The sequence below is a fragment of the Bacillus sp. T-10(2022) genome (assembly GCF_056502895.1).
In genome coordinates, this window is sequence record NZ_CP113518.1 from 2,343,139 (window position 1) to 2,355,158 (window position 12,020).

Annotated in this window: 12 protein-coding genes; 8 read left to right on the forward strand and 4 right to left on the reverse strand. The window is 38.2% G+C overall.

Going from position 1 to position 12,020, the window contains the following annotated elements; translation table 11 throughout:
- Positions 1-74 precede the first annotated feature (74 nt).
- The 4 genes from OSJ91_RS11475 (at position 75) to OSJ91_RS11490 (ending at position 4,448) form a co-directional block, all read left to right on the forward strand.
- Positions 75-971 (forward strand): LysR family transcriptional regulator, encoded by an 897-nt coding sequence (locus OSJ91_RS11475; RefSeq protein WP_485891605.1) that lies wholly within the window; start codon positions 75-77, stop codon positions 969-971.
- A 424-nt stretch (positions 972-1,395) separates the two neighbouring features.
- Positions 1,396-1,734: a metal-sensitive transcriptional regulator gene (locus OSJ91_RS11480; protein ID WP_485891881.1), complete on the forward strand. Its 339-nt coding sequence runs from the start codon at positions 1,396-1,398 to the stop codon at positions 1,732-1,734.
- A 16-nt stretch (positions 1,735-1,750) separates the two neighbouring features.
- Complete coding sequence (copZ, locus tag OSJ91_RS11485) at positions 1,751-1,957, forward strand: copper chaperone CopZ (protein WP_053534714.1); 207 nt, start codon at positions 1,751-1,753, stop codon at positions 1,955-1,957.
- A gap of 103 nt (positions 1,958-2,060) precedes the next feature.
- Positions 2,061-4,448, forward strand: coding sequence for a heavy metal translocating P-type ATPase (locus OSJ91_RS11490; RefSeq protein WP_485891882.1), 2,388 nt, complete (start codon positions 2,061-2,063; stop codon positions 4,446-4,448).
- Between the two features lie 185 nt (positions 4,449-4,633).
- Here OSJ91_RS11490 and OSJ91_RS11495 read toward each other — a convergent pair whose 3' ends face one another.
- Positions 4,634-5,137: a DinB family protein gene (locus tag OSJ91_RS11495; RefSeq protein WP_485891607.1), complete on the reverse strand. Its 504-nt coding sequence runs from the start codon at positions 5,135-5,137 to the stop codon at positions 4,634-4,636.
- Positions 5,138-5,254: 117 nt separating this feature from the next.
- On the reverse strand, positions 5,255-5,539 hold the full coding sequence (locus OSJ91_RS11500) for a DUF3784 domain-containing protein (protein WP_485891609.1): 285 nt from the start codon (positions 5,537-5,539) through the stop codon (positions 5,255-5,257).
- A 316-nt stretch (positions 5,540-5,855) separates the two neighbouring features.
- Here OSJ91_RS11500 and OSJ91_RS11505 point away from each other — a divergent pair, with 316 nt between their 5' ends.
- Both OSJ91_RS11505 and OSJ91_RS11510 read left to right on the forward strand, forming a co-directional pair.
- Positions 5,856-7,007, forward strand: a complete 1,152-nt coding sequence (locus tag OSJ91_RS11505; RefSeq protein WP_413017101.1) for an FtsW/RodA/SpoVE family cell cycle protein — start codon at positions 5,856-5,858, stop codon at positions 7,005-7,007.
- Positions 7,008-7,887: 880 nt separating this feature from the next.
- The gene (locus OSJ91_RS11510) at positions 7,888-8,244 is read left to right on the forward strand and encodes a hypothetical protein (protein WP_485891610.1); all 357 of its coding nucleotides are present in this window, start codon (positions 7,888-7,890) and stop codon (positions 8,242-8,244) included.
- Positions 8,245-8,256: 12 nt separating this feature from the next.
- Here the strand turns inward: OSJ91_RS11510 and OSJ91_RS11515 are convergent, their stop codons facing one another.
- Entirely contained in the window at positions 8,257-8,484 is a 228-nt protein-coding gene (locus tag OSJ91_RS11515; protein ID WP_413017105.1) for an aspartyl-phosphate phosphatase Spo0E family protein, read from the reverse strand.
- Positions 8,485-9,250: 766 nt separating this feature from the next.
- On the reverse strand, positions 9,251-9,418 hold the full coding sequence (locus OSJ91_RS11520; protein ID WP_485891611.1) for a Spo0E family sporulation regulatory protein-aspartic acid phosphatase: 168 nt from the start codon (positions 9,416-9,418) through the stop codon (positions 9,251-9,253).
- Positions 9,419-9,896: 478 nt separating this feature from the next.
- Here OSJ91_RS11520 and OSJ91_RS11525 point away from each other — a divergent pair, with 478 nt between their 5' ends.
- Positions 9,897-11,639: an alkaline phosphatase D family protein gene (locus OSJ91_RS11525; protein ID WP_485891612.1), complete on the forward strand. Its 1,743-nt coding sequence runs from the start codon at positions 9,897-9,899 to the stop codon at positions 11,637-11,639.
- Between the two features lie 70 nt (positions 11,640-11,709).
- Complete coding sequence (locus OSJ91_RS11530; RefSeq protein ID WP_063233420.1) at positions 11,710-11,922, forward strand: twin-arginine translocase TatA/TatE family subunit; 213 nt, start codon at positions 11,710-11,712, stop codon at positions 11,920-11,922.
- The last annotated feature ends 98 nt before the right edge of the window (positions 11,923-12,020 follow it).

The following is a 12,020-nucleotide window of genomic DNA, read 5'->3' on the forward strand; positions in this document are numbered from 1 at the left end:
AATGTTTTGCGATAAGGAAAATAAATGATTATTATAGTTATAATAAGTAAATACGATAGTGAGAAGGGGAACATATGGATCAACTATTATCTGTATTTATATCTGTAGCTGATAAAAGAAACTTTTCCAGAGCAGCGGAAGAGCTTCATTTGACTCAGCCTGCAGTCAGCCAGCAAATTCAACAGTTGGAAAAACATGTAGGGGCAAAATTACTTCTGCGAACAAACAAATCTGTCCAGCTAACTAAAGCAGGAGAAATAGTCTATTTACATGCTAAAGAAATAACAGGTTTATATAACCGAATGTCAATGTTAGTGAATGAATTAAATAACGAGCCAACAGGACCATTAAAAATTGGTGCCAGCTATACCTTTGGAGAGTATGTATTACCACATATACTTGCAAGAATGAAAAACCTATTTCCTAATATCCTCCCTTCGGTACAGATTGGCAACACAAGGGATATAGCCAAGGCAATCACAAGTCATGAGATTGATGTAGGAATTGTAGAGGGGGAAATTTCGCTTCGAAATATATATATAAAATCGGTTTCCACCGACAAAATGTATATCGTGGCAGGGGGGAAATATCCAATTTATTTCAATAAGGAATTTACACGGAGACAGGTGGAACAAGAGAATTGGATTGTCCGAGAAGAAGGTTCTGGTACAAGAGAGGCAACAGAAACATTATTTCAATCTTTACAAATACGTCCTTCCAAGCTAATGGAGTTCGGCAGCACACAACTTATAAAAGAAGCAGTTGAAGCCGGGCTTGGCATTAGTTACTTATCTGAACTTACTGTAAAAAAAGAAAGAATGCTTGGTACCATTCAAGTATTAAATGTAAAAGGGACACCGATAAAAAGAAATTTTTCAGTTATAACAGAATCTGAGGAATTGCATACGAAATCTATGAACTTATTTATTGAATTAATAGAAAAATATCTAAAGAACCAATTATTGCAATAGATCTATTTGATATATTAACAAAAATATAAAAACCCCGGATAAGGGACACACATAAAAAAGTGTCCCTTATCCGGGGTTTTTTATGTTTCAATAAGTGTAATGAGAATGGACGGAGGGTTTCTATGAATAAGAATATATATACTGAATTTTTTCTTTAAGTTTGTCTTCAGTCTGGCTGAGGGTACATTAGTATCGCAGTGTTTTGTGTTACTTGGGTACATACTGACTAATCGTATTCTTAGCAAAAAGGATCTTGGCGGTATAGGTTCAGGATAGTCCAACTACAAACTGTGCTTTTCTTAGCTTAAGAATAGAAAACGATAAAAAACGGATAGTAATAAATAATGCACATAAACCTTTCTCTTTGCATAGGATAGGAGGGTATGGTATATTAACTTTCGAGGAGGGATGGGCAATGGATGAAATGATGAAAGGGCAAGATGCGATGAATGAAGAAGATTGCTGTACGACCTCTTCCCACGGCCGAAAGAGTCATCACTCAGAAGCAGTAAAAAAGAATTTAACGACCCGGTTAAATCGAATTGAGGGTCAAATTCGCGGTATAAAGGGTCTTATTGAAAAAGATACGTACTGTGATGATGTGATCACCCAAATAGCAGCTACACAAAGCGCGATGAATAGTGTGGCCAAGATATTACTGGAAGGGCATCTAAGGAATTGTGTGGTTGAACGCCTGAATGAAGGGGATACAGAGGTTATAGATGAAGTGCTTGTAACGATACAAAAATTAATGAAAAAATAAAGGAGTAGTGGTTGAAATGGAAAATGTAACATTGAATGTAAGTGGAATGTCTTGTGGTCATTGTGTGAATGCAGTTGAAGGGAATGTAGGGAAACTTGCAGGAGTTGAAAGCGTAAAAGTGCATTTGGATGCAGGAAAAGTGGATGTAGCGTTTGATAAGGAAAAAGTATCACTTGAGAAAATAAAAGAAACGATCGATGATCAAGGCTATGATGTCGAGTAAGTTATGAGAGTGCTGTTAAGCACTTCTTTTTTACAAAGAATTATACCCCATAGTGGTATAGGAAGGCGGGGATGATGTGAGTGGCCAAATAAAAGAAACAAGTATGCAGATCACAGGTATGACTTGCGCTGCCTGTGCTAACCGAATTGAAAAAGGGTTAAACAAAATGGAAGGCGTTGAGGAAGCCACCGTTAATTTGGCTCTTGAGAAATCGGTCATTAAATATGATTCGGAAAAAGTAAGCAACAAGGACTTTGAAAAGAAAATTCAAGATCTTGGTTATGATGTAGTAAAAGAGAAAAAGGAATTTACGATTACTGGCATGACCTGTGCGGCTTGTGCTAACAGAATTGAAAAAGGGTTAAATAAGCTGGATGGAGTAAGCATGGCCAATGTGAATTTTGCGCTCGAAAATGCAACCGTCGAATATGATCCATCCGAAGCCTCACCAGCTAACATCATTCAACGGGTGGAGAAGCTGGGGTATGGGGCGGTAATCAAGGAAGATAATATGGATTCCGTGGATTTCCGTCAAAAAGAAATTCAAAAACAAAAGAATACATTCATCTTTTCGGTCATATTATCGTTTCCATTGTTATGGGCGATGGTAAGCCATTTTAGTTTTACTTCGTTTATCTATATGCCTGATTTCCTCATGAATCCTTGGGTGCAAATGGCATTCGCGACCCCCGTGCAATTTCTGATTGGAAGGCAGTTTTATGTTGGGGCTTATAAAGCCCTGAGAAATAAAAGTGCCAATATGGATGTATTAGTTGCAATGGGAACATCTGCTGCCTATTTTTACAGTGTTTATCAGGCGATCATTTCGATGGGATCCCATCACAATACAGCACAGCTTTATTTCGAAACTAGTTCGATTCTTATCACCCTCATTCTTTTAGGAAAGCTGTTTGAAGCAAAAGCAAAAGGACGTTCTTCCGAGGCCATCAAAAAATTGATGGGGCTTCAGGCCAAAACGGCATTGGTTTTAAGGAATGGGGAAGAACGGGAAATTCCACTTGAGGAAGTCATCGTAGGGGATACGATTTTGGTGAAGCCCGGTGAAAAAATACCTGTCGATGGAGAAGTAGTCGAAGGGAACTCTGCCGTCGATGAATCCATGTTAACAGGTGAGAGCATTCCGGTGGATAAAACAAACGGGGATACTGTAATCGGTTCAACATTGAATAAGAATGGGTTTCTCAAAATGAAAGCGACAAAGATCGGAAGGGATACAGCTCTTTCCCAAATCATCAAAGTGGTTGAAGATGCACAAGGTTCCAAAGCTCCGATTCAACGTCTTGCTGACCAAATTTCCGGTGTCTTCGTTCCAATTGTTGTCGGGATCGCCCTTTTAACTTTTCTGGTTTGGATGATATGGGTTAACCCTGGAGAATTCACCCCGGCTTTTGAAGCGATGATTGCAGTGCTAGTCATAGCCTGCCCATGTGCTTTAGGTCTGGCCACTCCTACATCGATCATGGCAGGATCAGGTCGGGCCGCCGAATTCGGTATTTTATTTAAAGGCGGGGAACACTTGGAAACCACTCACCATATAGATACGGTCATTTTGGATAAAACGGGAACTGTAACGAATGGTACCCCAGTGTTGACCGATGTCCTCATCGAAAACGGTATGGAGGAAGAACGGTTTTTATCTCTAATCGGTGCAGCTGAAAAACAATCTGAACACCCTCTTGCTCAATCCATCGTTCAAGGAATTCAAGCAAGACAGATATCACTTGCTATGGTTGAGGAATTTGAAGCGATTCCTGGTTATGGGGTAAGAGCTGTAGTGGATCAAAAAGTGTTATTCGTCGGAACGCGTAAATTGATGAAGCAAAATAACGTCGATATTACTAAGGCACTAACAGCGATGGAAGAACTTGAAGAGCAAGGGAAGACCGCGATGCTCGCTAGCATTGAAGGGGAATATGCAGGACTCATTGCCGTTGCGGATACGATAAAAAATACCTCGCTTACGGCGATTAAAAGGTTAAAAGCAATGGATATCCAGGTCATCATGATAACCGGGGATAATCAAAGAACAGCAAATGCCATCGGCAAACAAGTCGCCATAGACCATGTGATTGCAGAAGTCCTTCCTGAAGGAAAAGCGGAAGAAGTGAAAAAACTGCAGGCCGTCGGAAAAAGAGTGGCAATGGTCGGAGATGGGATAAATGATGCTCCCGCACTGGCACTAGCCGATATAGGAATGGCTATAGGAACCGGGACGGACGTAGCCATGGAAGCTGCCGATATCACTTTGATCCGGGGGGATTTGAACAGTATTGCAGATTCCATCCTCATGAGCAGGAAAACGATGAGAAATATCAAACAAAATCTATTTTGGGCTTTTGCCTATAATGTAATCGGAATACCAATTGCGGCAATCGGACTGCTTGCACCGTGGTTAGCGGGTGCTGCAATGGCCTTCAGTTCTGTATCAGTCGTATTGAATGCACTTCGCCTTCAACGGGTAAAGCTCTAAATATCATGTAACAAATAATGAAGACTTTGCTACTGACTGAAGGTAACCATATAACGAACGTTTGGATTTTCATATAATAAAAGCCGATGATTCCTTGGTAAGAGGATCATCGGCTTTCATCTGGAATGAGCGGTGCTTTAGAATCTATACAGAGATCATGTTCGGTCGAGCTTGCCATGCCGAGTTTATTTTAAACAGTAAAATACATAATCTGTAGGTGCGCCACGCTCGCCTTGTTGATGGAGCATCGCTGACACATTACCGCGATGATAGGTCCCATGATTCACTACATGATGGATAAGGTCGGCAAGTACAAACTCACAAACCCCCATTTTGGGATGTTCAGTTATAATCGTCCGTTCAAGATCAGGCTGTGAAGCAAGAAAATTGTCATAATCCTTTGCAAGTTCATCATAGCAGGATTCAAGTTCGTTTAATGAGATTCCGTCCACTTCTTTCCGCCGCTGTTCAACTTTCTTAAAAGTTTCTGGAATTGTGCTTCCTTTCATTATCTCCAACCAGGTAATATCTGTTGTGTAAAGGTGAACAAGGACTTCCTTGATGGATGGAAAGACACTTTTTATCGTGTCACCATAGACTCGGTCCGGTAATTTTTTTATATTTTGGAACACTTGCTGATTAGCCCAAACGTGGTAATCATACATTTTCTTGGCACGGTTACTTTCCATTTTTTCACTCCTTCAATTGTTACATATCCTTTTCGACATAAATTAAAGAATACCTTTATCAAAAGCTGCTTCCTTAGTCCCCAATACTTATCTTTGTTTATGATTTTATTTCAGTTACTAATCCAGTAACCTTCTATTAATAAACACGTACACAATTGTTAAAAGTACTAATATGGCCAGTATAAGAATAGTGCCTTCATGAGGATAGTCGATCATGCTATTTATAACGATTAATAAGCCTACCGGAAGAAAAAAGCCACCGCCTGTCACCTTCCCCAATAATTTCTTATTGTTAATTTTGTTTTCATTAAATCCAGCTAACAACCACGTTTGTTTTTTGATTCCCACTAAAAAGGAAACCCATAACATAGCTATACCGATAATCAATAAACCATAGTCCATTACAACAACTCCCAAAGTAAAATTTATTCTTTTTAATTTTATTACGATTGATAATTATAAAAGTTTCCTTTTGTTCAAAAAAAAGAAACCTCCATCAGCACTATGTGATTTTGATAATGAGGTGGTAAAATTAGAAAAAAAATGAAATAAATGCACTGAAAAATGTTAACATTAGATTGTGGTTTGTTATGGATTGGAGGGGAAATAAAGGGAAGCGTACGTATACAAACCGTAACTGGAGTAAAAGATTGTAATGAAAAAGAAAAGTAGAATGATATGTTAGTAAAACAAAAAAATGAAAAGATTCGGTGATTTTGTGAATAAACGTAAAAGTCATTTTGATTCCAATTTAGCTATGTTAATCATCTTTCTGATGGTTTTCAGTAGCGTTAGTTTATACAGTGCTCAAAAATATGCACAGCTTAATATAGATTATTTTCAGCAGCAAATTGTCTGGTTCGTGATAAGTGGTGTGATTGTACTGGCCATTTTTTATTTTGATTTCGAGACGATCATGAAACTGACTCCCTATATTTATTCATTCGGCATTTTACTGCTATTATTTGTATGGTTGGGTCCCGAGAGCATTGCCCCAGTCCGAAAGGGGGCAAAATCATGGATTGAAATTCCAGGATTAGGCTCCATACAACCATCCGAGTTCATGAAAATATTTTTAATCTTGATGTTGTCCTATATCCTGACTAAACACATTGACAAGTTTCCGGTAGGGGAGATAAAGGACGATTTTAAATTACTGTTTAAAATGGGAATGATAGCTGCTTTGCCAATTGGACTTACACTTCTGCAGAATGACTTTGGCACTTCCCTCGTGATGGCCGTCATCACTATGGGGATCATCCTCGTATCGGGAATCAATTGGAAAATGATTGCTTCTGTAGTTGCTTTAGTAGTCAGTATTGTATTTTCTTTGGTAGTCACTTATCTATATGATCCTGATTTATTATTGAACTTACTGGATGGATATCAATTGGATAGGATTAATTCCTGGCTGGATCCGTTTGGCCATGGCCAGGGAATCGGTTATCAATTGAAGCAATCCATATTAGCGATCGGTTCCGGTATGACAGAAGGAAAGGGCTTCAACCAAAGCAATGTATATATTCCTGAAGCACATACCGATTTTATATTTACGATAGTAGCTGAAGAATTCGGTTTTATAGGGGCAAGCTTGCTAATATCGCTTTATTTCTTTATCATTTATAAGATCGTTGCGACTGCACTGAGTTCTTCTTTTTTCGAATCCTTTATTTGTGTGGGTGTCATCTCATTCTTGACCTTTCACATATTTCAAAATATCGGAATGGTCATCGGACTGATTCCCATCACCGGAATTCCGCTGCCACTAATGAGTTATGGCGGAAGCTCGGTGATGGCAACGATGATGGGACTTGGTTTGGTTTTGAATGTTTCCTTGAAGAAAAAGGATTATATGTTTTCGGATGGGTGACAAAAGCATTTGGGGAAATTTCGTGAATTAATAGAAAAAATAGCATCAAGTGGAAGGTTAATAATTATGTGATTCTACGGGGGAAGAAATGTTAGCAATCAGATCAAGCAATGCTTGGTCTTTTTTTTATGAATGAAAGGTTTGAAGAAACGGGGGATATTGCTTTACAGATATTATGATAGCGTTTATATGTAGGTCTTTAAAATTAATAAATTGGTAGGCGGTTCAGAGTTTCCACAAAGGCTAGCGTCAAAAATGCGACTGATAAATAGGTATCGATAATTTTTAAATTCATGGTTCTTTAAACCTGTAATTTATATAATCTTTGAAAAATATAAATTAAATATAGATATATTGTCTTATGAATGTTAAGGTTAAACAGTAAACAATACCCATTTTAGACAACGCCGTATTTTAAATATCTTATTAAATTTTATTATACTCTGATATTTTATTGAATCTGGAACTGTTTCGGCTTTACCTTCTACATAGATTCTTTACATAAACCTGCATGTTTCATAAGGGAATTACTTCTTTAAATGAGGGAACAATGGTTAAAACTATAAAACTACAAAAATACCACCGTAAATGAAGCTAAAAATCTAATTTTCGCATATATGATGAAAATGATTCCTAAAAAATTAACAGATAGCGTATTTGCAAATTGGCTTTTTGTAAAGTTAAACAGCTGGTTTAAAATTAGTCCAACTTATGTGGGTTCGTGGGTATCAAGTTCTTATAGCACTTCAGAAAAGAAAAGAAATTATCATGCGACAGTAGTTCATTATGGCAAAAGTAATTATACATCACCTAAATCAGTTCAATATTTCCAATGTAATTACTGGTTTGGTAAATAATAATCTAGGAAATGGGGAATTAGATGAAATTGAAAAGATTATTGAGAATAGGTATCTTTTTATTATTTTCGATTTTAATAATTTTCGATTATTTCCCTAATATCGTTTTCACTACCATACCTAAGACGACACTGACAATTGGAATTATCTCATTAGCGCTTATCTATATTGTCATTAATCGTAGTAATGCAAAAGAAAGTGAAAATTCATTAATTTTAGAAGCAGTTTTTATTTTTTATACTTTATTGCTAATAGGAGTGTTAACATTAATGGGGGGGAAATCCAATGTAGGAATCTCCTTAAAAAATCCTATCTTATGGTTTGTTTTATTATTGACAATCGTTGATATGACCGTAAGATATAGGAAAATGAATGCTTAGAAAACGCTAGACTTATGAAATTGGGGAATTTCCGGAAGAAAAAACAGCCACTTTCATTTCACTGGTTTCCAACAGTTTTTCTAGTTCCTGGTTTATACGTAAAGTTTTTGGTGAAGTGATCCAATGTTTCAATGCCGTATTTATTAATTCTTTCCTCATTGTCTCTATTTTTTTATGTAGCAGACCCATACTTTTCAATGAAAATCCCCTCAAAACCTTTCCTTTTTGTAGTATATCCATTTTTACATTAATTGGGATGTTTTTAAATGATTAAGTAAGTAGTCACTTATAAAAAAGCAAGATCGGGAGGGAGCATATTTAATGAAGTCTGTTTAACTAATATAACTGGATCAATACTTGGGCGTCCTATCTCTGAAAGAGAAATCAATGGTAGTATCCATTTTACGAACACAATGGTTCGCTGGCACCAGTGGGTCTAAAGTAATCATTTCCAGTTGATCTTGCTGAATAGAATCATGTTTCGAAAGCAACCTCATTATCTCAAGTTTTAATAGATCTATTTTAAACCAAAAAAGACTGTAGGCAAAAGGAGTTCTATCTAAATTTTTAAACATAGTTGATTGGAGCGGGTGTGCGAGACTCCTGCGGGAATAGCGAGTCCAAGGGAGACCCCACAGGCGCAAGTGCGCCGAGGAGGCTCCCGGACCGCCCGCGGAAAGCGAGTGCCTGAAGTGGAAATCAACGTCCAAATTTGTACAAGCAAAAAAAACTGTGGACAAACTCGATTTTCATGGAGTTTGTCTACAGTCTGAGGCATCCATTCATTTTGGATGCTTTTTAATTAGGAAGAGTGATGATGTTAACAATTAACTAATGATTTAGCGGATATTACATAAAAATTAGTCACGAGTCCAAGAAAAGTATAAGAGGTAAGAGAAATATGCTGCAGAACTGCACAGTGACGATTAAAAATAATCCAAAATAATTCCGAGTGATAGTTCATGAAGTAGTAATGATCCCATTAAGTATTAGTTCATTCCTGTTTTTAAACATATTCAAAATCATTTGGTTCTTTTTGAGCCCCGAGTAAATTCAACAGTTCATCTAGTTCCTGGCTTTTATGTAATGTTTTTGGGGCGGTAAATCCATATATCAATCCAGTGGTTATTAGTTCTTTCCTCAATAATTCAATTTTTTCATATAATGCTTCCATACTCTCCAATCCAGAATCCCTCAAGTACTTTCATTTTTTGTTATGAAACTATTATTACATAAATTAGGATGTATTTAAACCAAAAGTGAGTATTTACTTATAAAATATTATTCAACCATTCGAACAAGTTGGGAATTTTGAGTTCCCGGAGAATGTAACAGGAATCATAAATGATGATTGGATGTCCATAAGTTTATTAAATTTTTTTTATTGTAAAAATAGCCCATGGAAGTTATTTGTAACGATTAAATAAATGATTCATTAAGAGAACTAGGCTGAAAGACTGTCGTTATATGTAAAAGTTTGTAGGTCTATGTAAATGTATGAGTCAATCAAAACTCTTTTTGCGTTCAATGGGTACCATAAGTCCTGCCTGAAAATTCCTAATTGGAAATTTATTGATTTACACATCTTCATACACCTTTAAAAATGGCCTTCTATACTTGAACCAGATTCAAATAATAGGAGGGAAAGATCAATGAATAATGATAGAGCAATGGATGATTTAATTAAGAATTGGAGCGAATTAGGTAAGAATATGGACCGCCGAAACTTTATCCAGGGAGCAAGTAAGCTTGCCGGACTTTCATTAGGTCTTGCCCTTGCCCAATCAATGGGCGGGATTGAAGTGAATGCTGCCCCGAAATTCAGTGATTATCCATTTACTCTCGGTGTAGCTTCAGGTGATCCGCTCTCGGACAGTGTAGTTTTATGGACAAGGTTGGCACCTGACCCGTTGAATGGCGGAGGAATGCCAAAAGAAGCCATTTCCGTTAAATGGGAAGTGGCAAAGGATGAGAATTTCCGAAAGATTGTCCAGCAAGGCAAGGAAATAGCCAGGCCGGAACTTGGCCACTCCGTTCATGTGGAAGTAAGCGGGTTAAAACCTGATAAGGTCTATTTTTACCGTTTTAAAAGCGGAGGGGAAGTAAGTCAGACGGGGAAAACGAAGACTCTTCCGCCAGTAGGTTCAAGTGTTTCGAGCTTGTCATTCGCGTTTGTTTCATGCCAGCAATTTGAGCATGGTTATTATACGGCCTATAAACATTTGGCAAAAGAAGATCTGGATATTGTCTTCCATCTTGGCGATTATATATATGAATATGGACCAAATGAATATGTTTCTTCGTCAGGTAATGTCCGTGTACATAGTGGTCCGGAGATCATCACGCTTGAGGATTATCGAAATAGATACGCACAATACCGCTCTGATACCCATTTAAAAGCGGCACATGCAGCTTTCCCATGGGTCGTGACTTGGGATGACCATGAAGTTGAAAACAATTATGCAAATGTCATCCCGGAAAAAGGACAATCGGTAGAAGCATTCATCAAGAGAAGGGCCGCCGCCTATCAGGCTTATTATGAGCATATGCCCCTTCGTAAATCATCTTTGCCTAAGGGAGCGGATATGCGGTTATACCGAAATTTCACATATGGAGACCTGGCCTCTTTCTTTGTATTGGATTCCCGTCAATATCGGGATGATCAGGCAAACGGAGATGGAAGTTCACCGCAAACGCCTGAGTCACTTGATCCGAAACGGACATTGTTGGGTCCAGAGCAAGAACAGTGGCTAACTGACAATCTATCAAAATCAAAAACGAAGTGGAACGTTCTGCCTCAGCAGATTTTCTTTTCACAACGGAATTATGGAACACCAACCGCTCCCAAATTCAGCATGGATTCCTGGGATGGTTACCCGGCTGCACGCGATCGTTTAATTGATGTAATCAAAAGAAACAACCTGGAAAATCTGGTCGTGTTGACTGGTGATGTACATGCAAGCTGGGCAGCCAATTTAAAGGCGGATTTCGATGATCCAAATTCAAAGATTTTCGGTGTGGAGTTTGTCGGCACTTCCATCACATCTGGTGGAAATGGAGCGGATAAGCGTGCGGATACGGATAAAATACTAAGTCAGAATCCACATATAAAGTTCTTTAATGATTACCGGGGATATGTCCGATGCAAAGTAACACCAGAACAATGGAAGGCTGACTATCGTGTAGTCCCATTCGTGACAGAACCAGGTGCGGATATATCGACAAGAGCATCCTTTGTTTTTGATAAGGATCAAACAGGGCTGCGAAAGGTTGCATCAGCAGCGGTTATGGAAGGTGTGCAAAAAACGAACGAAGTCGAGGAAGATCGGACACGTGCCCATAATCGCGCACATGAAAAACAAAGAATGAAAAGTCAGGGGAAAGTGACTAATTGATAGGGTACCATTATGATGCTTGACAAGGATATAGCGAAAAAAAATGAGAAGATCAGAGGAGTGAATAAGAATGCTTTCAAATATAGGAATACCCGGTTTGGTGATCGTACTCGTGATTGCACTGATTATTTTTGGACCGTCCAAACTGCCGGAAATAGGCCGTGCATTTGGCCGGACATTGTCCGAATTCAAAAGTGCAACCAAAGGATTGGTGAATGATTCAGAAAAAGAGGATGAGAACGAGAATAAAGCTGCGTTAAGAGCTGTTAAAAAAGAGGGATGAAGTAAATGAGATATAGCGGGCGGAAAGACTCGCCTGCTTCTTTTCATGAGAAGAGTTCGAGGGAAAGTGCCATTAGCAATAGTGCTAGAAAATGTCTA